Origin of the sequence: Diplocloster agilis (assembly GCF_019042275.1) — a bacterium.
GTDB classification, from domain to species: domain Bacteria; phylum Bacillota; class Clostridia; order Lachnospirales; family Lachnospiraceae; genus Diplocloster; species Diplocloster agilis.
Window position 1 is genome coordinate 39,580 of the sequence record NZ_JAHQCW010000035.1, and the last position, 25,468, is coordinate 65,047.

Consider the following 25,468-nt stretch of genomic DNA (forward strand, 5'->3'; position numbering starts at 1 on the left):
ACAAATCTTTCAATTTTATAAACATTTTGTAAAAAAATATAAAATTTTACAATTTCCTTGAAAATGTTCCTCTTTTTCCCTATACTATTCTATAGAGAAGATATTATGCCATGGAAAATGGAAAGGAGTGGTTCTATTACAGGAGGATAAGATAATTGCAGGCCGTTACCGCATTCTCAGAGTTCTGGGAAGAGGCTACAGCGGCACCGTATTTCTGACAGAACATACCGGTTTGCAGGCGCTTCGCGCGGTGAAGTGCATCAATAGAAAACATGTTATGTACCGTCAGTTTCTAAAAGAAGCTATGCTTCTGAAAAATCTAAAGCACCCGGGGATACCCCTGATCTACGATCTGGTAGAAGAGGAGGAAAACCTCTATATTATAGAGGAATATATCGAGGGTGAGTCTGTTCAGACAATCATGCTGCATCAGCAATACATACCAGAATCTACAATAATTGAATATGGAATTCAACTCTGCGAAATTATCATGTACTTACATCATATGCGTCCGGAGCCAGTTTTATACCTGGATTTGAAGCCGTCCCATCTGCTGATCAACGACGGACAGGTGAGACTGATCGATTTTGGCGCGGTGTGCCGAAAATCAGACTGCGAGAGCTATTCTCTGGGAACGCCGGGCTTCGCTGCGCCGGAACAGTATGATGGCGGGCTGCCGGATGAAAAGACGGACATTTATGCGATCGGGGCAATTTTGTTTTATATGGCTGCCGGAAAGGCTTATGAGGAAAATCTGTCAAATGAGGCAGAGCGGATTCCGGCATCCGGAAAGCTTCGGTCCGTCATAAAAACCTGTCTGCATCACGATCCGGCCGGGCGGTATGACTCAGTAGCAGAATTGAAAAAAGCATTAAAAACCGCATTAAAGTATGAAAGACAAGCAAATAAAAATGGCGGAATATCTTCTCTGATATCCGGATTAAACAGCACCCTGTCCTATCTTACCGGGAATGGCTATCGTAAACTGCTTCCAATGGAACTAAAAGCTACGGTAATCGGAGTCCTGGGATGCGGGCCGGGGACCGGCACGACGCATCTGGCGCTTATGCTGGCCGGATATTTATCCGGGGGCCGGCATAAAAAGACCCTGCTGGTTCAAAGAGATGCGGACCCGGCCTATGGAAGGCTGCAGCGCGCCTGCCAGGGCCAGACGGAAGAAGCCGGTCGGCAAAAAGTATTTCCGGTATTTGGCTTCACATGCTGCCGCAATGCCACACATAGGGAATTGACCGATTTACTCAATGAATCCTATGAGATGGTAATCATTGATTTTGGAAGCGGCTATGAGGCGAACCGGGATGAATTCAAACGGTGTGACAGACAAATCGTGACAGGCAGCTTGTGCGCCTGGAAGAGAGAGGTGTATCTTGGATTCCTGGAAGACAGAGCAAAGGAAAAGGGTAACGCTTCGATTCTATATACGGCGCAGTTCGCCAGCAGCCGGGAAATCAAAGAAATCGCCCGTCTGACAAAAATTCGGATGCGGCCGGTCCCGTTTGCGCCAAATCCCTTTGCCCTAAATGAGGAAAGCCGGAGGTTTGTGCGGGAGCTGCTGTCCTGAAGAAAAAGGATGGAACCTGTTGAATAATATATCACGAAACCTCCTGAATGGTCAGGATCATACAGGGGACGTCCGTAAATTCAGAAGTAGGAGGCATCTTCTATGTACGAATCAAAAGATTACCCGGACCGAGTGGGCCTGCTGTTGGAGCTGGAAGGCTATGAAAACGGCGGCGTTACGGTCTGGCTTGAGGGGACTGTCAGCAGTCCCTATGAGATTGCAAAAGCGTGCGCGGTGGAGGAGGAGAGCAATTCCTACATGCGCGACTATATTACCGATGAAAGGGGGGAATTAAAAGAGATCCGTTTTGACAGGATCAGGAATGGAAACCTGGATTAAAGAATAGAATTAACAAAATATGGATATCCTTACCAGGACGGCAGAGCGGCTGTTTATGCCGCTCTGCTTTTCGAGTATGAGGGTGGAACCCGATAGGGCGGAACCCGGGTGATCCCAGACGGGCGGCGGAGGGCGGTCTGGCCAGTCTGCTGCGGCTCCGGCCGGATGCGGTTGTCACTGCCGGGGCGCCTGCCCGCGGGCTCTCTGACTACGGCTGCGGTACTGCCGGCCGGGCCGGTCTGCGTCTGTCTGCCCTTTTCCGGCGGAGGGCTTGCCGCTGGCTGCTGCTAAGTGAAATCCAAATGGTGGATTCAGGAACCGAGCCTATTCGCCAGGAACGCATGATGCGTTCCCGGCTCAGAGGCTCTTGCCCGTCGGACGTGAAGTCCGCCGGTCATCCTGAATCCACCATTCGGATTTCACTAAGCAGCAGCACAGCCGCCCTATGCCGGAAAAGGGCAGACAGACGCAGACCGGCCCGGCCGGCAGTACTGCAGCCGTAGTCGGAGAGCCCGCGGGCAGGCGCCCTGGCAGTGACAACCGTATCCGGCCGGAGCCGCAGCAGACTGGCCAGCCGGCCTCCGCCGCCCGTCCGGGATCACCCGGGTTCCGGGTCTGGTGCGGGGGGATGTGGTTTGAGGTGATTTTGCAATTTATTTGTTGTGGATTTGAGTTTTGGAGGGACTTTTGAATTTGGTTTTGAATTTCTCTTAATTTTTTGTAAACATGTAAAAAAGTTAATGAAGTTGTTGGAAAATATGATATAATGTCGAGAGACATTATATCTGACGCGGGAGAGATTGAGACATTTATCATAGGAGGAATTGACGGGATGAAGAAGAAACTGATTCCGATATTGGCAGCGCTGCTGCTGATCGTGATCGTTGTGGCGATTACATTGGCCAGCGGCCTGATTAAAAAATATAGTTTTACGGATGAACGTGCGGACCTGAAAGGTTACTTTAATCTGCAGGCGGAGGATCAGGTGGGATTGGTGCTCCAGGATGAGGTGGTTGAGGATAAGGGAAAGCTGATCGACGGAGAAGTTTATCTGAATTATAATACCGTTAAGAATTACTTCAATTCCAGGTTCTATTGGGATGCTAATGAAAATGTTCTGCTGTATACGACGCCTACGGATATTATTAAGGCGGAAGTGGGAAGCAGGGATTACTATGTTTCGAAAAATAAGAATACGGAAAGCTATGCGATCGTAAAGGTGGATGGAGATCAGGCGTTCATTGCGCTGGATTATGTTCAGAAATTTACCAATATCGGGTATGAGACGTTTCAGGAGCCGAACCGGGTCCATATCACTTATCAGTGGGGCGAGGTTCAGGTGGCGGACGTCAAAGGGGATACCCAGGTCCGGGTGAAAGCGGGGAATAAGAGCCCGATTCTGACGGATGTGTTGAAGGGCGATAAGCTTTTTGTTCTGCCGGAGGAAGCGCAGATCGAGGAATGGACGAAGGTGCGGACCGGGGACGGTTATATCGGCTATGTTTTGAATAAGAAGATCGGAGAGACGCGCGCGGAGACTACCAGCCGTGAATTTGAAGAGCCGGTCTATACGAATATTTCCAAAGATTATCCGATCAATCTGGTCTGGCATCAGGTGACCAACGCCCAGGCCAACGGGAAGCTTTTAGAACTGATTACCAATACCAAGGGAGTGAATACGATTTCCCCTACCTGGTTTTCTTTGTCGGACAACGAGGGAAATATCTCTTCTCTGGCGGATAAGAATTATGTGACGCAGTGCCACCAGATCGGAGTGGAGGTCTGGGGACTGGTGGATAATTTTAATAAAGAAGTGAGCACTTTCGAGGTGCTGTCCCATACGTCCAGGAGGGAGACGCTGATCAATCAGCTGATCGCGGCCGCCATCGAGTATCAGTTAGACGGCCTGAATATTGATTTTGAAGAGCTGTCCGGTGAGACCGGGGAACATTTCATAGAATTTATCCGGGAATTATCCATCAAATGCAGGGCAAATGGGATCGTGTTGTCGGTCGATAACTATGTGCCCAAGGCTCACACGGTTCATTATGACCGCAGGGAGCAGGGGATTGTGGCGGATTATGTGATTATCATGGGCTATGATGAACACTACAGCGGTTCCAAGGAATCTGGATCCGTGGCCTCGATGTCGTTTGTCCGGGAAGGGATCGAGAAAACGCTGGAGGAGGTTCCGGCGGATAAGGTAATTAACGCGGTTCCGTTCTTCAGCCGGCTGTGGAAGGAGACGCCGAAGACGGAGGAGGAGATCGCCGCGGAGGATCTGACCGAGGAATACGTGCCGTATCACTTAAGCAGCGAGGCGATGGGGATGCAGGCGCAGCAGGATATCATCAGTGTCAATGGTCTGGAGCCCGTTTGGCAGGAGGATATCGGTCAGAACTATGTGGAGTACGAAAAGGACGGATCTACTTATAAAATGTGGATCGAGGATGACCAGTCCATCGATCTGAAGGCAAGTCTGGTGAAGGAATATAATCTGGCCGGTATCGCCGCGTGGCGGCTGGGACTGGAGCGGCCCAGTACCTGGGATGTGATTTTGAAATATGTAAACTGACGGCAGCCGTTCTGTTGTCATGAATCGGGCGGGCTCCCACATATATTATATAAAATGTGTGTGGGAGCTGCTTTTGTGAAAAGAAAGACTCTGGAGATCGGAATGGGAGTTCTGATGCTGGCGGGAGTATTGTTTCTGTCCAGACAGGGCGCTGTTCTGGTATCAAATATGAAACAGGCACAGGCTCAGCAGAAGGTAGTGGTGATTGACGCAGGGCACGGCGGGGCGGACCCGGGCAAAGTCGGCGTCAGCGGAACATTGGAAAAGGATATAAATCTGAAAATTGCGTTTCAGCTAAAGGAATTTCTGGAGGAAAATGACATCAAGGTGGTCATGACCCGGGATAGTGACGGCGGACTGTATGATTCCAGCGCCAGCAATAAAAAGGTGCAGGATATGCAGCGGCGCTGCTCGGTGATTGACAGTGCGAAGCCGATCTGTACGGTGAGTATTCACCAGAACAGTTATCATGAAGAGGGAGTGCACGGGGCGCAGGCGTTCTATTATTCTCATTCGGCCGAGGGCAAGGAACTGGCGGAGATGATACAGGCGTCTCTGATCGGGACTGTGGATCCTGAGAATCACCGGGTGGCCAAAGCGAATGACAGTTATTATCTGCTGAAACGGACGGAAACGCCGGTGGTGATCGTCGAATGCGGATTCTTGTCAAACTGGGTGGAATCGGCAAAGCTGGAGGACGATTATTACCAGGAGAAACTGGCCTGGGCGGTCCATATGGCCGTGATGCAGTACATAGCCGCGAACTGACTAAAACGGCCGGCGGCGGAAAGAATTTGGAAGAAATCAATAGTTTCCCTTTCGATAATGAAGTGGTATAATAACGAAGGATGGCGTAAGCCAAAAAACTGAGGTAATTGAATGGAAGCAAAGATAATAAAAGTGGATAAACAAAATATAGATCCGGAAGTCATGCGGCAGGCGGGTTCGATTATCCGTATGGGCGGCCTGGTGGCATTTCCGACGGAGACGGTTTACGGGCTGGGAGCTGATGCCAGACAGAAGGATGCGGCTGCCCGGATTTATGCGGCCAAGGGACGGCCTTCGGACAATCCGCTGATCGTCCACATCGCAGAGTTCCAGGCGCTGCGGGCCATCGTCAGTGAGGTACCGGAAAAGGCTGTGCGGCTGGCCGAGACGTTCTGGCCTGGCCCGCTGACCATGATTCTGAATAAAAACCAGGAGATCCCCTATGAGACCACAGGCGGCCTGGATACGGTGGCGGTCCGGATGCCGGACCACCCGGTTGCCCTCACCCTGATCCGGGAGGGGGGCGGCTATATTGCCGCGCCAAGCGCCAACACATCCGGCAGGCCAAGCCCCACCATGGCGGAGCACGTCATGGAGGACCTGGGTGATAAGATTGAGCTGATTATAGACGGCGGGCCGGTGGGTATCGGTATCGAATCCACCATCGTGGATATGACGGTAGAGCCGCCTATGATCCTGAGGCCCGGTTATATTAACAGAGACATGCTGGAAGCAGTGATCGGCACTGTGGAAGAGGACAAGTCCCTGCTGGGCGATGATCCGGATATAAAACCCAAGGCGCCAGGCATGAAATACCGCCATTACGCGCCCAAGGCGGACATGATGATCGTGGAGGGATCGGAGGCGGCTGTGATCGCTAAGATCAACGAGCTGATACGCAAGGATAAGAGCGCGAAGATCGGCGTCATTGCCACAGATGAAACCAAAGCCAGATATATCGGCGCGGATGTAAAGAGTATCGGGAGCCGCAGGGAAGAGATCTCCATATCCAGGAATCTGTACCGGATTCTGCGGGAGTTTGACCGGGAAGAAGTAAGCAGCATCTATTCCGAGGCCTTTGAATTGCCCGAACTGGGACAGGCAGTCATGAACCGGCTGTTAAAAGCCGCCGGTTATCATGTGATAAATGTAAAAAATGAGATTAAACTTAGGAATTATCGAAAGGTAATCTTTGTCTGTGCCAGCGATACCTGCAGGGCGCCAATGGCGGAGGCGATCATGAAGAGCAAGCATGTGACGGCTCCGGTCGTAATCCAGTCCAAGGGGCTGGTGGTCCTGTTCCCGGAACCGTTGAATCAGAAGGCGGAAGCCGTGATGATCAGCAACGGGCTTAAGATGGAACAGCATATGTCTTCGCCGCTGGAGGAAGAGGACTTCGGTGAGGATACTTTGATCATCACTATGGATGAAGAGCAGAAACAGAAGGTACTAATGGGCTATACGAAGGCGTTAAATGTATATACACTGAAATCTCTGGTAGGAGAAGAAGGAGAAATCCCGGACCCTTACGGCGGACCGCTTACGGATTACGGGGAATGTTATGAGGAACTGTATCGTCTGGTTACCCTGTTGGTAGAAAATTGGAATGAGGAGGAACCATAATGATCGCATTGGGCAGTGACCATGGCGGCTATGAGCTGAAACAGGAAATTAAGCAATATCTGGAGGACCAAAAACTGGAATATAAGGATTTCGGCAGTTACAACGAGGAAGCCTGCGATTACCCGGTTTACGCCAAAGCAGTCGCACACGCGGTGGCGGACGGAGAGTGTGAAAAGGGAATCCTGATCTGCGGAACCGGGATCGGTATTTCCATTACGGCAAATAAAGTGAAGGGAATACGGGCAGCGCTCTGCTCCGACTGTTTCAGCGCGGAAGCTACCAGGCTTCACAACGATGCCAATATACTGGCGATGGGAGGACGGGTCGTCGGCCCCGGCCTTGCTGTGAAAATCGTGGATACGTTTTTGCACACGGAATTTTCCGGCGACGAACGGCATATGAGAAGAATCCGGCAGATAGAAGAAGATATCTGAATGTAATGAGAAAGATATTTTGTACGGATGAGAGTTATTATAAGAAGTAGATAAAAATTAAAAATATACAATCAGGAGGAGACACATGTCAAAAGTAATGATAATGGATCACCCGCTGATCCAGCACAAAATCGGTTTAATCCGCAAGATCGATACGGGTTCGAAGGACTTCCGCCAGATGATCAGCGAGATCGCCATGCTGATGTGCTATGAGGCGACCAGGGACCTGAAACTGCAGGATGTGGAAATCACAACGCCGATCTGTACCACTACGGTAAAGGAACTTCAGGGAAAGAAGCTGGCGATTGTGCCGATCCTCCGTGCAGGATTGGGTATGGTTGACGGTATGCTGACCATGATTCCTGCGGCTAAAGTCGGACATATCGGCTTGTACCGCGATCCGGAGACGTTAAATCCCGTAGAATATTACTGCAAGCTTCCTGCGGATTGTTCCGAGAGAGAAGTGTTCGTGGTAGATCCGATGCTGGCCACCGGAGGTTCCTCTGTGGCGGCGATCCAGATGTTAAAAGACAAGGGTGTGAATAATATCCGGTTCATGTGTATCATCGCGGCGCCGGAGGGGCTGAAGAAGATGCAGGAAGTCCATCCGGATGTAGATGTTTACATTGGAGCCATGGACGATCATCTGAATGACCATGGATATATCGTTCCGGGACTGGGAGACGCGGGAGACCGCATATTCGGAACGAAATAAGCAACAAGCCGTCCGTTGATGTTTGTTTTGGATAAAGGAGCAGGTGCATGAGTAATAAAAGAGAAGATTATATAAGCTGGGATGAATATTTTATGGGAGTTGCGATTCTGTCGGGAATGCGTTCCAAGGATCCAAGCACCCAGGTAGGGGCCTGTATCGTCAGCCCGGACAACAAGATCCTTTCCATGGGATACAACGGATTTCCCATTGGCTGCTCAGATGACGAATTCCCCTGGGCCCGGGAAGGCGATCCGCTGGATAACAAATACTTCTATACCACCCACAGCGAGCTGAATGCGATCCTCAATTACCGGGGAGGCAGCCTCGAGGGGGCGAAACTCTATGTATCTTTGTTTCCCTGCAACGAATGCGCCAAGGCGATTATTCAAAGCGGGATCAAGACGATCGTCTATGATTGTGATAAATACGCCGACACGCCTTCCGTACTGGCTTCGAAACGAATGCTGGATGCGGCGGGGGTGCGGTATTACCAGTATAAGAGGACTAACCGGGAGATAAGATTTAGCGTTTAGAGGGTAGAGGAGCGGTTCATTCTCAGGTATGAGGGAACTCTCCGTTACCGGCTGGGGCCAGCGGATGGAATCCTGGGATGCTTCCGGCTCTGGGGTTCTTTTGTGTCTCCTTGGGAGAGCAAGGGCTGGCAGCTGTCATCCGCCCAAGGATTTCGCGATTTCCCGCAGGTGATTCCCGTCTGTCCCGCAGCAGCCGCCTAATATGCGCAGGCCAAATTTACGTTTTGCCTGAATCATGCTTTGCGCCAGGGAGACGGGGTCCGAACATTTTAAATCATGGGAGCCGTCGAGTTCCTCGTAAGTTAAGGGGGAGGCGTTGGCCTGGATACCCAGAAAACGTGTCTGAACATTTAATGTACGGTTAAAGTCGTGGGATAAGGCGCGGGACAGGATGTCGGGATGTACGCAGTTGGTCATGTAGCAGAGCGGGGGGCGTTTCACGTGCTGATCGATGGAACGAATGGCGCTGTCGATCGTTGTATTGTCGATCAGACGCCCGTCCGGTGTGATGGTAAAGCTGATGATGTAGGGAAGTCCGGTGTCGGATATTGCCATCGCCATGCCTTTTGCCTCTTCCAATGCGGGCATAATTCCCGCAAATAAAAAGTCCACGCCGGCCCGGGCGAAGACATCCGCCTGCCATGCGTGGAAACGATATGCTTCTTGAGCAGAAAGACTGCCCTTGCCGGTGTAGGCGTCTCCTTTGCAGCCCATCAGGCCGCCTGCAAACATTGGAGTTGCGGCAGTACTTTGAATCTCTTTCAGGAGACTGACATTTTCATACAAGAGGGCAGAATCATAGCCGGCCGAGAGAACCCGGGTTTGATTGGCGCGTCTGGTCGGGGTGGTGGCTAAGAAAGGCAGATGGTATTCTTCCGCAATGGATAAATATTCCAGCCATAACTTACACAGGGCAGATTTGCCGGTTTTGTGACAGATGAGATCTGCCATCGCAACTGGGCCATCGATGGCCAGACCGTATTCTCTCTTTAGTCTTTCTCCCAGAGCGGCTTCCATTAACATAGTCCGGGATTCTTTAAAACATTGCTCGAAGTTCATAATAGGTACTCGCATTCCTTAAGCGTTTGATTAATTTGGGACATGTCTATTTTGGAATGGACATGTCCCAAACCGAAATGGACATGTCCCCTTTTGGGCCTTTTGGTTATTCCCGGGTTAAGATCTCGCGCTGGAGATCGCCAAAGCGGTCCTGGTAGATGATGGACAGCAGATAATCCAGCCGCCGCAGGGCGCGCAGCAGCATGCTCTGGGAGATTAATTTATTTTCCATGGCGTCGGCCAGCTCGTCCACGTCCACGACTTTGATGCTTCCGTCAGGGGTTAGGATGACGTCCACCAGCAGATCGGTGAAGGTATAGGCGTTCAGCTCCGCGTCGTAGGCGGTGTCGATGATGTCGCAATACCAGCAGACGTGCTGGTTTTCATGGCCGTAAAAGCGGCTGACCTTGAATCCCTTTTTCATAAAATAGCAGGAATACCCGTGATCCAGGTCCTTTTTGGGACGGATGGTATTCCATTTCGTTACGATAATCCGGTCATCCCGGTAGAGGATCTGATCGTCTTTTAATTCGAAACATTCAGAGGGGATGAGGCGTTTCCGGTAGAGAATCGGTTGGGTTTCCATTTCCATAAGCACTCCTTACTGCATGATTTCGGTATTTTTGATGATGGTCATGGGCTCTTTGTCCATGTACTGCTTTTCCGTTGATTTATGCTTATAGTAGGTCAGGTTGTAGGCGCCTTTATCGGGCATTGCGGAAAATTCGGTGGGAGTATAGCCTGTCATTTCCTTGAAGACACGGTTGAAGGTCCTGACGTTGTTAAAACCGCAGTTGAACGCGATGTCGGTGATCTTATCGTTGGAGGTCCTGAGAAGATCCGCGGCTTTTTCCACACGGATCATATTCAGATAGATGACAAAATTAATGCCGGTCAGCTTCTTGAATATTTTCGAGAAATGGCTCTCGCTGAAATGCATCCTGGCCGCCGCGAATTCCAAGGTGATGTTCTCCATATAATGCTCTTCCATATAGGAGAGCAGCTGCTGCAGATCATCCAACATGACAAGCCGGCGGTTCTGACTCTGCATGGCTGTGTCGCTGGTCGGGACATTGCGTTTCAGCAGATACCAGAACTGGCGGATCGACGCGGTTACCACATCCTGATAATAGGGCTTTTGGCTTTCCATTTCATCGTCAATCAGATCCAGCAGACGTTCCAGCATGTCAAATAAACCGTATGCTTCCAGCTGTTCTCTGGTCACACACGGGTGCTGAAAATGTGAATTTGTATAGTGGGAACTGATGAGATTTGTATCAAATATCAAGAAATCCAAACAATTGTCCATCTGATAAGAATCGCTGTAGTGAATATCCCCGCTGTCGCAGATGACCAAATCCCCGGCTTTGGCATAAAAACTCTGATCGGTAACGCTCAACTTTGCGCTGCCGGAGCGAATATAGATCATTTCGATTTCTTTGTGCCAATGCGCCAAAAAACTGATGTCTTTGTACGATTTGTGCCAAACCATGAATTCTGTGGCGTATCTGCGCACTTCGTGAAATGCTTTCATCATGCACCTCCCGGGCGCGGGTATCCCGCCCCTGCTGGGATATTTCCTTGATTATAGCAGGAGTGTATAGAAAAGTCCAGAGAATCATCACAAAAATTGTCTATATCCGAACAATTTTTTACGTGTGTTTTTGACAGACATGTTGTATAATTAGCATATCTGGTTAAAGATTTCTACATATCCATTGTGGAAAACGTTGAAAGAAAAATATTATGGAGGTAAGAAGAAATGGCAAAGAGCAGATTAATTGGTGATTATCCTGTGATTGGTATCAGACCCACCATTGACGGACGTAGAGGTGCGTTAAAGATCAGAGAATCTCTGGAAGATCAGACCATGAACATGGCAAAAGCTGCCGCGAAATTGTTTGAAGAGAACTTGAGATATTCCAACGGCGAACCGGTAAAAGTTATCATCGCCGATACAACCATCGGCCGTGTGGGCGAGACCGCCGCATGTGCTGAGAAATTTAAAAAAGCAGGCGTTGACATTACCTTAACCGTAACCCCTTGCTGGTGCTACGGTGCGGAAACGATGGACATGGATCCCAATACCATCAAAGGCGTATGGGGATTCAACGGAACAGAGAGACCCGGAGCCGTATATCTGGCCAGCGTTCTGGCAACTCACGCGCAGAAAGGCCTTCCGGCGTTCGGCATCTACGGACATGATGTTCAGGATGCAGACGATACCAGCATTCCTGCTGATGTTGAAGAAAAATTACTGAGATTCGGCCGTGCGGCAGTAGCCTGCGCTACCATGAGAGGGAAGTCCTATCTGCAGATCGGTTCCATCTGTATGGGTATCGGCGGATCTATCATTGATCCTGCGTTTATCGAGGAATATCTTGGCATGCGTGTGGAATCTGTCGATGAGGTGGAGATCATCCGCCGTATGACAGAAGGCATCTATGACGAAGCGGAATTCCAGAAAGCTCTGGCCTGGACAAAGGCTAACTGCAAAGAAGGATTCGACAAGAATCCGGAAGGTCTGCAGAAGACCAGAGAAGAGAAAGACGAAGCATGGGAGTTCGTAGTCAAGATGATGGTGATCATCAAAGACCTGATGAACGGCAATCCGAACCTTCCGGCAGGCCGCGAGGAAGAAATGTGCGGACACAACGCTCTGGCTGCCGGTTTCCAGGGACAGAGACAGTGGACAGACTTCTATCCCAACTGCGATTTCGCAGAGGCGATGTTAAATACCTCCTTCGACTGGGAGGGAGCGAGAGAGCCCTACGTACTGGCTACGGAGAATGACGTTCTCAACGGCCTTGGCATGATGTTCATGAAACTTCTGACCAACCGTCCTCAGATCTTCGCTGACGTGCGTACCTACTGGAGCCCGGAGGCAGTTAAGAAAGCTACCGGATATGATCTGGAAGGCGTTGCGAAAGATGCCGGCGGATTCATCCATCTGATCAACTCCGGCGCAGCCTGCCTGGATGCCTGCGGAGAAGCAAAAGATGAGAACGGCAACGCAGTTATGAAACAGTGGTGGGATGTAACCGAAGCAGACCAGAAAGCGATCATGGAAGCGACTACCTGGAACCCGGCTGACAACGGATATTTCCGTGGCGGCGGCTTCTCCTCCAGATTCGTAACCAAAGCAGAAATGCCTGCCACCATGATCCGTCTGAATCTTGTTAAAGGCCTTGGGCCGATGCTTCAGATCGCAGAAGGCTGGACCGTAGCCCTTCCTGAAGAAGTGACCGACATTTTATGGAAGAGAACCGACTATACATGGCCTTGTACCTGGTTCGCTCCCAGAACGACCGGAGAAGGCGCGTTCAAGACCGCTTATGATGTAATGAACAACTGGGGCGCTAACCATGGTGCGATCAGCTACGGACATATCGGCGCGGATCTGATCACCATGTGCTCCATGCTCCGCATCCCGGTAGCAATGCACAACGTACCGGACGACAAGATCTTCCGTCCCGCCAGCTGGAACGCATTCGGCATGGACAAAGAAGGACAGGATTTCAGAGCATGCGCAGCCTATGGCCCGCAGTTCAAATTAGTTAGATAAGTTTTTTGACGATATAAATTTATAAAGAAACCCCTAGAGGGCCAGGATGCGGTTGTTTGCACCTGGCCCTCTAGGGGGTTTTATTCTGTAGAAAAGTGCGCCTATGGGGTAAAAACTTCATTGGCCGCACAGTGGCGGTCAATATACAAGAGATTCACATCATTGCAAAAAAATTCAGCGGATAGGGAAATGTATCTTAAAAAATGCACAATGAATAAAAAATAATAACGTATTTAATTGACATCTTGTACAGGGGGACCTATAATGAAAATAGTAACACTGTAATGATTTAGTGAGGAAAAGAAGGGGACCAAGGCTGAACAAAATGTTCATCCATCCCTGTGTGCGGGAAAACGCACGAAAGGAGAAAATCATGGAAAAAGAAATTGTATCCACCGAGAAGGCTCCGGGAGCGATCGGGCCGTATTCCCAGGCAACGAAGGGAGCCGGCATTGTGTGTGTGTCGGGGCAGCTGCCGCTGGATCCTGTGACCGGGGTGATGCCGGAAACGGTGGAGGAACAAGTGGCCCAGTCGATGAAAAATGTTATGGCGATCTTGGAGGCCGGCGGTTCAGATCGTTCAAAGATTCTGAAATGCTGCCTGTTTATCCGGGACATGGATAAATTTTCCGCGATCAATGAAGTTTACGCCGGTTTCTTCCCCGATGAACCCCCGGCCCGGGTTGTGGTAGAGGTGTCCAGACTTCCGAAAGACGCGCTGGTGGAGATTGACGCCATCGCACTTTGTTGAGGTCCTGCTATGTCAGTTAAGATTGCGGAGCGGTACCGGGGAGTGGAAGGCGGCCTGTTTTCCAAAGTGACGAAGGCTGATGTGGGCGACAGTTTTGCTTCCATGGAGGGACAGGTCACGCTGATGGGATGGGCGGATCCTTTTTATCCGGACCCGGCTATTCCGCCGCACATTCAGAAGGTTCTGACGGAAGCTGTAAAAACCGGATTTCCCGCCCACTATACCATGCCCATCGGTTCTCTGGAGCTGCGGCAGGAATTAGCGGTGAAGTTAAAGAATTTCAACCGGATCTGTGCGGACCCCAGACGGAATATTATTATCACCCCTGGTTCGGATTCCGGCCTGTTTTTTGCCATGAGCGCGTTTATAGGTCCTGGGGACGAAGTGCTGGTGCCGGATCCAAGCTATCCGAATAATTTTCTGAACGTACAGCTGCTGGGCGCTACGGCGGTTCCGGTACCGTTAGACCGGGAAAATGGGTATCAGCTGGATGTGGACGCCTTCGCCCGCGCGGTAACGGCGAAGACAAAGGCTATCGTCCTGACCCATCCCAACAACCCGACCACCACCGTTTTTTGCAGGGAAGGGCTGGAAGAGTTGGCCAGGCTTGTGGTGGAGAAAGACCTGGCGCTTATTGTGGATCAGGCCTTTGAGGATTCGGTGTTCGATGGGATAGAGTTTGTCTCCCCCGCCGCGCTTCCCGGAATGTGGGAGCGGACGGTGACCGTATGCTCTATTTCCAAAGGAATGGGACTGAGCGGGTTCCGTGTGGGTTATCTGGTTGCGGACGACCGGGTGATGGATGTGTTCCACGGAGCGGCGGTGAATGTTCTCGGGGCGACGAATACCCTCTCTCAGATCGCGGCGCTGGAGGCTTTCCGGCATCCCGCGTTTTTGCAGGAAAATATTCGGGCCTTTGAGCGGCGCAGAGACATGGCCTGGGAAGAACTGTCCGGTATTCCGGGCGTTCGGATGTACCGGCCTGAATCGGCGTTTTACTGCTGGCTTGATGTATCTGCCCTGGGGGATTCCACCGAGATCGTGGACAGAATCCTTAAGGAGGCCGGTGTGGCGGTCAACGACGGCAAAGCATACGGAAGCCAGGGTGCAGGCTGTCTGCGGATTATCCACGGTTGTCTTGGGGACGAGGAAGCGGCCCGTCAGGCCCTTAAGCGTATCGCCGGGGTTCTGAACGGGATTGCCGGAGAAAGGGAAGTTAAGCAATGAGATGAGTTTTTAGGCAAATGAGGAAGTGGAGGAGAGAGAAAGCATGAGTACAAGTACGTTGATTTCAGTAGACAACAATATTGGTTTGATGGCGGTGCTGTGTGGCATTGTCGCCCTTGCAATCTGTCTGGAGCAGAGGTACAAATGGGCCGCGAAGCTGACCGGCTGTATCCTGGTGCTGCTGACGACACTGATTTTATCCAACCTGCGGATCATACCGGAGGATGCGCCTGCTTACGGATTTGTGGGCACCTATCTGGTTCCCATGGCCCTGCCGCTGCTGCTGTTCAGGGCGAATATCCGGGAAATTGCGAAAAACAGCGGACGGCTGTTAATCCTGTTTTTGCTCAGCGCCTGCGGCACGATGCTGGGCTCTGTCATTGCGTTTTTCACGGTAGGCCGGTTTATCCCTGAAGTGGGCAAATTCCTGGCAATGATTACCGGTTCCTACATAGGCGGAGGAATCAACTTTGTGGCTATGGCGGAAAATTACGGCGCCAGCGGAACTATGGTTTCCACAGCCAATGTGGCGGACGCGATCACCATGATGTTTTTCTTCTTTGCATTGATGACGATTCCCAGCATGGCATTCTTTAAACGGCATTTCCGTCATCCCATCGAAGATCATCTGGCAACCGTTGAAGGACAGAACGCAAACGGCAAAACCAACGCCGCGAATTACTGGTCCCGTAAGGAAATCTCCCTGAAGGATATCGCGCTGGCACTGGGCATTTCCGTGGTTATCGTGGCGGTGTCCACGCCCCTGGCGGATTTCTTCTCGGCGGCGATCCCCACCGGCAATTTCTTCCTGAATTTCTGTAACGCGCTGCTGGGCAGCAAGTACCTGATCATCACGCTCATTGCGGTGGTGGCGGCAACTGTTTTCCATAAACAGCTGAATGAAATAAAGGGAGCGCAGGAATTCGGAACCTATTTTATCTATATGTTCTTCGCTACCATGAGCGCGCCGGTCTCCCTGCGTCTGCTGGTAAATGACGCGCCTATCTTCTTCGTGTGCTGTATCATCATCGTCGGCGTAAATATTATCGTGACGCTGGTATTTACAAAACTGCTCAAATTCGGAATCGAGGACGCTATGGTTGCCTCCAATGCCAATGTGGGCGGAGCTTCCACCGCGGCGGCCCTGGCTATCGCGAAAGGATGGGACAGCTTGGTTGTTCCCGGAATCCTGGTAGGTACTCTGGGCAACGTGATCGGAAATATCTGTGGAATCCTGATCGGCACCATCTTTGGCGCATAAGCGCAGGATAAAAAAGTTTAAATCAGAAAGGAATGATAGTTCGTGTTAATTGATAATCGGGAAATACCGAAGGGAACAAAATTAAAATGGAACTTCCTGGCCGCTGAAATGACGGTCAATAAGATCGAAGTTCCGGTCACTGTCATCAACGGGGCGAAGGACGGTCCGACCCTGACGATCACGGCGGGGGTTCATCCCAATGAGCTGATCGGCATGGCGGCGACGCTCCGTCTCTCCAACGAGATCGATCCGAAGGACGTGGCGGGAACCCTGATCCTGGTCCACGTAGAAAATGTAATGGGGCTGCAGTTCAAGTATGCCAACCGTTCCCCGCTGGACGGCGTGAATATGAACTCGGCATTCCCTACGGGTGAGCAGAAAGGCGAGGACTCCGGTAAGGATCAGCTGCACCTGGGAATATCCCCCACGAAGCAGGCTGCTGAACGGATCTTTAATACCTTTATCTCTATCGCTGACTGGCATGTGGATATGCACGGCGGTGAACTGCATGAGGATCTGGATATGAATATCGAGATTCTGCCCATCGGAGAGCCGGTGGATGAGAAGACGAGAAAACTGGCCAGAATGTTCATGTCCGAGAAGATCTGGGAAGTACCCCAGGGCACGATCCCGCAGATGCCCAACTATCCCGGCCGCGGCTGCGCCGTTGCGGAAGCCAATCACCGCGGGATTCCCTCCGTGTTCTTCGAGATCGGCGGAGAGGGCAAGCTGGTAAAGGAGCATGTGGATTTTGCCTGCGACGCGCTGAGAAATGTAATGAAATCCATCGGTATGCTGGAAGGCGAACCTGTGGTGGTAGAGCCCACGGTGTATTCCGGAGGCAATGTGCTCTTCGCTCAGAAAGGCGGGCTTCACTTCATCAATATCAAGAGCGGCGATCTGGTCTATGAGGGCCAGGAGTTAGGCTACACCATTGACTGGAACGGTGATGTCATACACCGGGATATCTGTCCGTGCAATGGCCTGATGACGAATATGGTGGTGCACGGCGGTGTGGAGCCGGGCGATATGCTCTTTGTAATTGCGAATGCCATCGAGTGAAAATGAGGCTACAGCACAAAGGCGTCTCATAACATACTAAATACAGGGGCTGCTGCAAAGTAGATGACAGATCTACAGAGCAGCGGCCCTTTGCCGTCCGGAATTGACAAGAAGGCGTTTCGTGCTGTAATATTTTATTGTTAATCTTAGGATAATCTGGCAGGAGGGGTCATAATGAAATATGAGCAGAATATGGTGTTGACAGAGACAGACCATGCAATCCTGGAAGCTTTTAAAACATATGTGGAAGGGCTCTCTGATTATCTGGGTGAGGGGTATGAGATTGTCCTGCACAGTCTGGAAAACCTGGACCAGTCGGTAATCAAAATCATCAACGGCCATTATACCGGCCGCAAAGAAGGAGCTCCGATTACGGATCTGGCGTTGACTATGCTCGCTAATATCAGTCAGGACGAGCGGATGCCTTACGCCACTTATTTTGCGAAAAATAAAAACGGTGCGCCCATAAAAGCCAGCACCATCGCGATCCGCGGTGAGGGCGGCAGGATTATCGGCCTGATGTGCATGAATTTCTATCTGGATATGCCGCTGTCTTCCCTGATCCATTCGTTTTCGCCGGATGTAAAAAATGACAGCGTGTCGGAGACTTTCGCGGAAAATGTGTCCGAGGTCATCGAGAAGGCTGTGATTCAGGAAAAGGCTACGGTAATCAGTGACAAGGATATCTCCCCCAGCAATGTGAATAAGGAGATTATCTCGCGGCTGAACGAACGGGGGATCTTCAACCTGAAGGATGGGGTCGGACAGGTGGCGGAGATGCTGGGATTGTCCAAAAATACGGTTTATCTGCATTTGCGGAATCAAAAGTAGGAGCTATTTTCGCAACAAAGAATGAGAAGAAATGATTGACATTTTCATAACCAAAGTATATGATAAACCTAAAGAGCGAACCGGTTCGCTCTTGCGAGAAAGAACAGGAGGGATTTCGGTGGCAGCTACCATAAGAGATATTACAAAAATGACCGGGCTGTCCCTGGCTACAGTGTCCAAATATCTGAACGGCGGCAACGTACTGCCGGAGAACCGGGCGCTGATTGAGCAGGCGATCCGTGAACTTCACTATGAGGTCAACGAAGTGGCCAGGGGGCTGGCCAAGAACAAGACTAAGACGATCGGTGTACTGATCCACCATTTGGACAATATATTTGCCAGTACGATTATAGCCAGGATAGAAGACATCCTGCGGCAGCACGATTATGGGACGATCGTGTGTGACTGCCGGGGAGATCTGAAGCTGGAGGAGCAGGAGATCCGCTTTCTTCTGAGTAAGCGGGTGGACGGGATTATCACCCTGCCCACGTCGGGCAACGCGGAGTATTTAAAGCCGGCGGTGGAGAGGAAGGTTCCGGTTGTATTAATAGACCGTACCTTTGGTAACGGCATGTTTGATACCGTCTTGGTCGATAACCGCGAAGCGGTTAGGGGGGCGGTTTCGGTACTGATTGAGAAAGGCCACCAGAGAATCGGTATGATCTGCGGCGGTGACCAGGAGTATACGGCAAGAGAACGGCTTCGGGGTTACTTTGAGGCGCTTGAGAGCGCCAACCAAAAGATTGAGGACGGACTCATCAAGCGGGGAGAACTTTCGGTACAGCACGGATACCGTGGGATGCAGGAGCTGCTGGAGATGGAAGAACGTCCTACGGCGGTCTTCCTGAGTAATTACGAGATTACGCTGGGAGCCATTGTGGCGTTAAATGAGAGCGGGCTTAAGTTCCCGGAGGATATATCGATAGTCGGATTTGATAATATGATGCTTTCCCAGGTCATCCGGCCCAAACTGTGGATGGTGGTGCAGCCCATGGATGAGATCGCGGAACAGGCCGCGGAATTAATGCTGAAACGCCTGGAATTTGACATAGAGGGCGAACCGGTTAGCGTTCATCTGAAGACGGAACTGATCTGCGGGGATTCCATTCGGGAAATCACCGGATAAAGCTGTAAATCATTTTCAAACAGCATATCCGGATCTGATACGAATTGAAAAGATGAAAAGAATTGATACAACGAGATCCGCTTTCCATTTATCTACATATAAACCTATAGAAGAAGGAAAAAGCGATTAATAAAAGAAAGGGAGAGAAGATTATGCCACTGGTTACAACAGAACAAATGTTACTGGATGCAAGAAACGGAGGATATGCGGTAGGCGCCTTTAATGTAGAAAACATGGAGATGGTGCAGGCGGTCCTGGCGGCGGCGGAGGAATTAAACGCTCCGGTTATTATGCAGACGACCCCTTCTACGGTAAAATATGCCGGCCTGGATTACTACTACGCCAATGCGCTGGCCGCAGCGAAAAATTCCAGGGTTCCGGTTGCGATCCACCTGGATCACGGCAGCAGCTTCGAGCTGGCCATGCAGGCGCTTCGCGTGGGATATACTTCCATTATGATCGATGGGTCCCACAGCGTATTCGAGGAGAATATAGCGGTCACGAAGCGGGTGGTAGATGCGTGCGCGCCGTCCCGGGTTTCCGTGGAAGCGGAATTAGGCAAAGTGGGCGGAAAAGAAGACGATCTGGATGGCGGAAACGGTGGTTATACCGATCCGATGGAAGCCTGTGAATTCGCGGAAAGGACAGGGGTGAACTCGCTGGCTGTGGCGATCGGAACCGCGCATGGCGTGTACAGCGGGGAACCCAGGCTGGACCTGGACCGTCTGAGCGAGATCCGCAAAGTCGTGGAAATTCCGCTGGTACTCCACGGCGCGTCCGGATTGTCCGATGAAGCCGTAAAAGAGAGTATCAAAAGAGGAATATGCAAGGTGAATTTTGCGACGGAACTGCGGATCGCTTACAGCGACGGTGTAAAAAAAGTGCTGGCAGAGGCGCCGGAAACTTTCGATCCGAAGAAATACGGCGCTGTGGGACGGGAAAATGTGAAACAGCTGGTCATGAACCGCATGAAAGTCTGCGGGTGTGACGGCAAAGCCTGAAGGTTAAGGCGATAGCGGAGGATCAGGATGGATCAGTTATTATTGGGAATTGATATTGGAACATCAGCATGTAAAGTGGCGCTGTTTGAGCCTTCCGGAAAGGTTTTGGCCCAGTCGAACCAGGGATATCCGGTCTACTATCCGAAGCCGGGCTGGGTGGAGCAGGATCCGGAGGAATGGTGGGCTGCGATCTGCAAAGGAATCCGGGAGACTATCGAAACGGCCCGTATACGGCCGGATCAGATCGCGGGTATCGGGATAGACGGCCAGAGCTGGTCCTGCATACCGGTAGATAGAGAAGGAAAATGCCTACATAACACACCGATCTGGATGGATATAAGAGCGAGAGAGATCGCCGGCCGGGTGACGCGGGAGATCGGGTTCGACCGGATCTTCGAAGTATCGGGCAATGGATTTGAACCGTCCTATACCACTCCAAAAATGATATGGTTCAAAGAACAAATGCCGGAAGTCTATAAAAGAACCGATAAATTTCTGCAGAGCAACAGTTATATCGGGATGAAGCTGACCGGAGTAATGTCCCAGGAGGTCTGCCAGGGATACGGATTACATTTCTTCGATATTAACGGGCTTCGCTATGACGCGGAACTGGCCAAGGATATGGGGCTTTCCGTGGATAAGGTGCCGCAGCTTTTTGCCTGCCATGAAGTGATCGGGACAGTCAGCGCCGAAGCCGCGGCGCAGACCGGACTGGCGCCCGGAACCCGGGTAGTCGCGGGGGGACTGGACGCGGCGTGCGGAACGCTGGGAGCCGGGGTATACCTGCCGGGGCAGACGCAGGAGCAGGGCGGCCAGGCGGGCGGCATGAGCATCTGCGTGGACCGGGCGACGCCGCACCCGAAGCTGATCTTAGGCCCTCATGTGGTGCCGGATCTGTGGCTTCTTCAGGGCGGTACGGTAGGCGGAGGCGGAGTTCTGAGATGGTTCAGGCAGGAACTGGGAGCCGGGGATTCCTTTGATGACCTGACCGCGCTGGCGGAGAAGATTCCGGCCGGAAGCGACGGTGTGGTCTTCCTGCCCTATATGTCCGGCGAGCGCTCGCCGATCTGGGACCCGGATGCCAAAGGAGTGTTCTATGGATTGGGATTTGACAAGACCAGAGGACATATGGTGCGGGCGGCGCTGGAAGGCGTGGCGTTTGCGCTGCAGCATAATCTGTCCACCGCGGCGGAAACCGGCGTGCAGGTAGAGGAACTGGTCGCCATGGGAGGAGCTGCCAACAGCCAACTGTGGACCCAGATCAAAGCCGACGTAACCGGAAAAACGATCAAGGTGCCCACTTCGGATACGGCGACCACCCTGGGAGCGGCGATATTGGCCGGTGTGGGCGTGGGCGTATATGAAAGCTTCGCTCAGGCGGTGAAGGAGACGATCGTAATCACCAGAGAACATAAGCCGGATATGGAAAAACACCGGTTCTATCAGAAATCCATGGAGCTTTATCTGGAGCTATATGAGGATCTGAAGGAAACCTTCCATAAATATCACTGAAAATATTACTGACGCGGCACGCCGACGTCAGAGCGCTATGCAATAGAAACCTGTGGAATTCATTGGCACTATGAATGATATATGAAAACGAAAAAGTGAGGTTAGATCATGAAAGCAGGAGTTGTTCACGCAAGAGAGGATATCCGTTACGAGGAGATACCGACGCCTTCCCCCAAGGCCGGTCAGGTTCTGATTAAGGTAAAATATACCGGGATCTGCGGCTCCGATGTTCCGAGAGTAAATGGGGATGCCTGCCATTTCTTTCCCAATGTGCTGGGGCATGAGTTTTCCGGAGTGGTGGAAAAGACCGGCGAAGGTGTGACCGGTGTGAAGCCGGGCGACCGGGTGGCCGGCGTACCGCTGGTACCATGCATGCAGTGTGAGGATTGCCAGAAGGGAAACTATTCACTGTGTAAGAATTATAGCTTCATCGGTTCCAGAGAATATGGAAGTTTCGCGGAATACGTGGTGGTGCCGGAGCGCAACGCGGTAAAATTCGGAGCGAACGTATCCTTTGAGCAGGGAGCTTTTTTCGAGCCGTCTACCGTGGCCCTTCACGGCTTGCTGCGGGTAAACTACCAGGGAGGCGGCGCGGTTGCGATCCTGGGAGGCGGAACCATCGGGCTGTTCACTATGCAGTGGGCGAAGATCTTCGGTTCCCGCAAAGTCGTGGTGTTCGACATCAGTGAGGAACGTCTCTCCCTTGCCAAAAAACTGGGCGCGGATGACGTCATCAACACACTGGAAGAAAATTATATGGAAAAAGCGCTGGCCCTGACGGACGGAAGAGGATATGACTATGTATATGAAACCGCCGGAAACACGGCCACGATGCATATGGCGTTTGAAGCGGCCGGAAATAAGGCGCAGGTATGTTTTATCGGGACGCCCACAAAAGAACTGACCTTCACCGTGAAGGATTGGGAAAATATGAACCGGAAGGAATTTACCCTGACCGGCTCCTGGATGTCCTACAGCGCGCCGTTCCCGGGCAGAGAGTGGGAACTGACGGCTCATTACTTTAAAACAGGGGAGCTGAAATTCGACGAATCCCTGATTTACAGGAAGATTCCCCTGAGCCGGATTGCTGAGGCGTTTGCAATGTATCAGGTGCCCGGGCAGGTCAAGGGAAAGCTTTTGATTGATTCCGAAGCATAAGGCGGGCCATTCGCCCGGAGCAAACAAGGAATACCTTTCAAAACCAAGAGCAAGAGAAATAAAAAATTCATCAATACAATCAAATTTAGTAGAAAAGAGGTTAATCAAAATGGGAAATGATGTGATTCGTGAAGATGCGGTCAATCCCGCGGAAGTACCGCAAAGAACCCTGTACACCGGAGCCAAAATGCCCGGAATCGGCATCGGAACCTTCGGCTCCGACCGGTTTGGCGCGGACGACATAGCGAACGCGGTGGAAGACGCGGTAAAATCCGGCTACCGGCTGATCGACTGCGCCTCCTGTTACGGGAACGAAGACAAAATAGGAGTGGCGTTAGAAAACGCCATGAAAGCCGGTATCAAGAGGGAAGAACTGTTCGTCACCTCCAAATTATGGAACGACATGCACGGAAAAGGCGATGTGCTGCTCTCCTGCGCCCAAACATTAAAAGATTTGCGGCTGGATTATCTGGATCTGTATTTTGTCCACTGGCCTTTCCCCAACTATCATCCGCCAGGCTGCGATGTAGACACCAGAAATCCCAATTCCAGGCCGTATATCCATGAAGAATTCATGGCATGCTGGCGGCAGATGGAGCGCCTGGTAGACATGGGACTGGTAAAACACATCGGCGTATCCAATGTAACGATTCCGAAGCTCCAGTTGATTTTAAGAGACTGCCGCATCAAGCCGGCCGTCAACGAAATGGAACTGCACCCCTGTTTCCAGCAGCCGGAGCTATATGATTTCTGCAAAGAGAATGACATCCAGATCATCGGCTTCTGCCCCATCGGTTCCCCGACACGCCCGGACAGGGACAAAACCCCGGACGACATCGCGGACATCGAGCTGCCGGAAGTACAGGCGATCGCAAAAGCCCACGGCGTGCACCCGGCCATTATATGCCTGAAATGGGCGGTTCAAAGAGGCCATACCCCCATCCCCTTCTCCGTCCATCGGGACCAATACATGGGAAATCTTCGCTGCAGCTTCGAAGACCCTCTGACGGAAGAAGAATTAGAGCTTCTAAAGGGCGTGGACAAAAACTGCCGTCTGATCAAAGGCCAGGTATTCCTCTGGGAAGGCGCCGACGACTGGGAAGACCTGTGGGACCTGGGAGGAGAGATCCCGGGCTGGAACGGTTACACCAAAAAATAGGAGGCCCATATGATAACAGCAGTCACTCTGAACACATCCATTGACAAAGCCTATCAGGTCGAGGACGTTGAAAAAGGGACCGTAATGCGGGTAAAAAGCTGTAACAACACAGCCGGAGGAAAAGGCTTAAACGTAGCCCGCGTAATCCAAATATGCGGGGAAGAGATACTGGCCACCGGTTTCTGCGGCGGCCATGCCGGCGCCCTCCTGGAAGAGATGCTAAGCAAAGCCGGCATCGCCTACGACTTCGTCCACACGGCAAAAGAAACCCGGAACTGTCTGAACATCCTGTCCCGGGACGGGGTCTCCACCGAATTCCTGGAACCCGGCGAACCGGTAACCGAAGAAGAGATCGAAGCCTTCCTGAAAAAATACGAAGCCCTTGTAGACAAAAGCAACGTAATCACCCTATCCGGCAGTATCCCCCAGGGCGCCCCGCCAGACATCTACGCCACCCTGATCCGCATAGCCAAAGACCGGCAAAAGACCGTAATCCTGGACACCAGCGGCCCAGCGCTGACCGAAGGCATCAAAGCCCTCCCGGACATGATCAAACCAAACGCGGATGAAATAGAAACCCTTCTCAACATATCCATAACCAACCGGAACGACATCATTCAGGGAGCCGTTAAGCTCCATGACATGGGCATCCCCTATGTCGTAGTCTCCCTGGGCAAAGAAGGCGCCGTCTGCGTATCCAAAGAAGGAATCCTAAAAGCCGCCCCCCCAGCCGTCAACGCCATCAACACCGTCGGCTGCGGCGACTCCATGGTAGCCGCCTTCGCCGTTAGCTTTGAGCGGCGCTACCCCCTGCAGCAAGCCCTAAAATACGCAGTCGCGGTCTCCGCAGCCAACACACTGACCCCAACCACCGGCCATTACCGCCCCGAAGACATGCAAGAAATCTATTCTTTAGTCAAAGCCGAAATTTTGTAAGTAAAAATTCTTCCAATCCATTCCCCCTAAACCTGCACCAGAGCGGGGAAATTCCTCTAAACCTGCACCAGAGTAGGGAAGGAGGCGGCGGGGGCGGACGGGCTCTTTTGTATCTCCCTGGAGCGCATAGGGCGGCTGAGTATCCGCTTAGGGGAATCGGAAAGCCGGGTTCAGGATGCACGGCGGACTTCACGTCCGACGGGCAAGAGCCTCTGAACCGGGAACACATCACGTGTTCCTGGTGAATAGGC

At 51.7% G+C, this 25,468-nt stretch carries 23 protein-coding genes; 20 read left to right on the forward strand and 3 right to left on the reverse strand.

The window, feature by feature from the left end; translation table 11 throughout:
• The first annotated feature begins 127 nt into the window (after positions 1 to 127).
• From KTH89_RS18130 to KTH89_RS18165, 8 genes are all read left to right on the forward strand, one after another.
• A complete protein-coding gene (locus tag KTH89_RS18130; protein WP_238722620.1) occupies positions 128 to 1,582 on the forward strand; it encodes a serine/threonine protein kinase in 1,455 nt (484 codons plus the stop codon).
• A 102-nt stretch (positions 1,583 to 1,684) separates the two neighbouring features.
• Positions 1,685 to 1,921 carry a hypothetical protein gene (locus tag KTH89_RS18135; protein WP_238722621.1) on the forward strand — a complete coding sequence of 79 codons (237 nt, stop codon included), beginning with the start codon at positions 1,685 to 1,687 and terminating at the stop codon, positions 1,919 to 1,921.
• An 832-nt stretch (positions 1,922 to 2,753) separates the two neighbouring features.
• Positions 2,754 to 4,496 (forward strand): glycosyl hydrolase family 18 protein, encoded by a 1,743-nt coding sequence (locus KTH89_RS18140; protein ID WP_238722623.1) that lies wholly within the window; start codon positions 2,754 to 2,756, stop codon positions 4,494 to 4,496.
• Between the two features lie 75 nt (positions 4,497 to 4,571).
• Positions 4,572 to 5,264: an N-acetylmuramoyl-L-alanine amidase gene (locus KTH89_RS18145; RefSeq protein ID WP_238722624.1), complete on the forward strand. Its 693-nt coding sequence runs from the start codon at positions 4,572 to 4,574 to the stop codon at positions 5,262 to 5,264.
• Between the two features lie 111 nt (positions 5,265 to 5,375).
• Entirely contained in the window at positions 5,376 to 6,887 is a 1,512-nt protein-coding gene (locus KTH89_RS18150) for an L-threonylcarbamoyladenylate synthase (protein ID WP_238722626.1), read from the forward strand.
• Positions 6,887 to 7,321 (forward strand): ribose 5-phosphate isomerase B, encoded by a 435-nt coding sequence (gene rpiB, locus KTH89_RS18155; RefSeq protein ID WP_158346539.1) that lies wholly within the window; start codon positions 6,887 to 6,889, stop codon positions 7,319 to 7,321. The genes KTH89_RS18150 and rpiB overlap by 1 nt, the downstream gene beginning before the upstream one ends.
• An 85-nt stretch (positions 7,322 to 7,406) precedes the next feature.
• Entirely contained in the window at positions 7,407 to 8,036 is a 630-nt protein-coding gene (gene upp / locus KTH89_RS18160) for a uracil phosphoribosyltransferase (RefSeq protein WP_158346537.1), read from the forward strand.
• A gap of 47 nt (positions 8,037 to 8,083) precedes the next feature.
• Positions 8,084 to 8,569: a deoxycytidylate deaminase gene (locus tag KTH89_RS18165; RefSeq protein WP_158346535.1), complete on the forward strand. Its 486-nt coding sequence runs from the start codon at positions 8,084 to 8,086 to the stop codon at positions 8,567 to 8,569.
• 135 nt (positions 8,570 to 8,704) lie between these two features.
• Here KTH89_RS18165 and KTH89_RS18170 read toward each other — a convergent pair whose 3' ends face one another.
• The 3 genes from KTH89_RS18170 to KTH89_RS18180 all read right to left on the reverse strand — a co-directional run bounded on the left by KTH89_RS18170 (position 8,705) and on the right by KTH89_RS18180 (position 11,165).
• Positions 8,705 to 9,628 (reverse strand): homocysteine S-methyltransferase family protein, encoded by a 924-nt coding sequence (locus tag KTH89_RS18170; protein WP_238722627.1) that lies wholly within the window; start codon positions 9,626 to 9,628, stop codon positions 8,705 to 8,707.
• A 106-nt stretch (positions 9,629 to 9,734) separates the two neighbouring features.
• Entirely contained in the window at positions 9,735 to 10,220 is a 486-nt protein-coding gene (locus KTH89_RS18175; RefSeq protein WP_238722628.1) for a DUF402 domain-containing protein, read from the reverse strand.
• Positions 10,221 to 10,229: 9 nt separating this feature from the next.
• Positions 10,230 to 11,165 (reverse strand): AraC family transcriptional regulator, encoded by a 936-nt coding sequence (locus tag KTH89_RS18180; protein ID WP_158348199.1) that lies wholly within the window; start codon positions 11,163 to 11,165, stop codon positions 10,230 to 10,232.
• Positions 11,166 to 11,390: 225 nt separating this feature from the next.
• Here KTH89_RS18180 and KTH89_RS18185 point away from each other — a divergent pair, with 225 nt between their 5' ends.
• From KTH89_RS18185 to pfkB, 12 genes are all read left to right on the forward strand, one after another.
• Positions 11,391 to 13,193: an L-fucose isomerase gene (locus tag KTH89_RS18185; RefSeq protein WP_238722629.1), complete on the forward strand. Its 1,803-nt coding sequence runs from the start codon at positions 11,391 to 11,393 to the stop codon at positions 13,191 to 13,193.
• 373 nt (positions 13,194 to 13,566) lie between these two features.
• Positions 13,567 to 13,944 (forward strand): Rid family detoxifying hydrolase, encoded by a 378-nt coding sequence (locus KTH89_RS18190; RefSeq protein WP_158348195.1) that lies wholly within the window; start codon positions 13,567 to 13,569, stop codon positions 13,942 to 13,944.
• A 9-nt stretch (positions 13,945 to 13,953) separates the two neighbouring features.
• Entirely contained in the window at positions 13,954 to 15,171 is a 1,218-nt protein-coding gene (locus KTH89_RS18195; protein ID WP_238722631.1) for a pyridoxal phosphate-dependent aminotransferase, read from the forward strand.
• Between the two features lie 43 nt (positions 15,172 to 15,214).
• Positions 15,215 to 16,432, forward strand: coding sequence for a DUF819 family protein (locus KTH89_RS18200; RefSeq protein WP_158348191.1), 1,218 nt, complete (start codon positions 15,215 to 15,217; stop codon positions 16,430 to 16,432).
• 42 nt (positions 16,433 to 16,474) lie between these two features.
• The gene (locus KTH89_RS18205; protein ID WP_158348189.1) at positions 16,475 to 17,494 is read left to right on the forward strand and encodes a succinylglutamate desuccinylase/aspartoacylase family protein; all 1,020 of its coding nucleotides are present in this window, start codon (positions 16,475 to 16,477) and stop codon (positions 17,492 to 17,494) included.
• Between the two features lie 174 nt (positions 17,495 to 17,668).
• The gene (locus tag KTH89_RS18210) at positions 17,669 to 18,325 is read left to right on the forward strand and encodes a helix-turn-helix transcriptional regulator (RefSeq protein WP_158348187.1); all 657 of its coding nucleotides are present in this window, start codon (positions 17,669 to 17,671) and stop codon (positions 18,323 to 18,325) included.
• 118 nt (positions 18,326 to 18,443) lie between these two features.
• Positions 18,444 to 19,451 carry a LacI family DNA-binding transcriptional regulator gene (locus KTH89_RS18215; protein ID WP_238722632.1) on the forward strand — a complete coding sequence of 336 codons (1,008 nt, stop codon included), beginning with the start codon at positions 18,444 to 18,446 and terminating at the stop codon, positions 19,449 to 19,451.
• A gap of 152 nt (positions 19,452 to 19,603) precedes the next feature.
• The gene (gene fba / locus KTH89_RS18220) at positions 19,604 to 20,452 is read left to right on the forward strand and encodes a class II fructose-1,6-bisphosphate aldolase (protein WP_158348185.1); all 849 of its coding nucleotides are present in this window, start codon (positions 19,604 to 19,606) and stop codon (positions 20,450 to 20,452) included.
• Between the two features lie 27 nt (positions 20,453 to 20,479).
• A complete protein-coding gene (locus KTH89_RS18225) occupies positions 20,480 to 21,964 on the forward strand; it encodes a xylulokinase (protein ID WP_238722634.1) in 1,485 nt (494 codons plus the stop codon).
• 108 nt (positions 21,965 to 22,072) lie between these two features.
• Positions 22,073 to 23,122 carry a galactitol-1-phosphate 5-dehydrogenase gene (locus tag KTH89_RS18230; RefSeq protein ID WP_238722635.1) on the forward strand — a complete coding sequence of 350 codons (1,050 nt, stop codon included), beginning with the start codon at positions 22,073 to 22,075 and terminating at the stop codon, positions 23,120 to 23,122.
• Between the two features lie 109 nt (positions 23,123 to 23,231).
• The gene (locus KTH89_RS18235) at positions 23,232 to 24,281 is read left to right on the forward strand and encodes an aldo/keto reductase family protein (RefSeq protein ID WP_158348179.1); all 1,050 of its coding nucleotides are present in this window, start codon (positions 23,232 to 23,234) and stop codon (positions 24,279 to 24,281) included.
• Between the two features lie 9 nt (positions 24,282 to 24,290).
• A complete protein-coding gene (gene pfkB / locus KTH89_RS18240) occupies positions 24,291 to 25,217 on the forward strand; it encodes a 1-phosphofructokinase (RefSeq protein ID WP_238722636.1) in 927 nt (308 codons plus the stop codon).
• Positions 25,218 to 25,468: the final 251 nt, after the last annotated feature.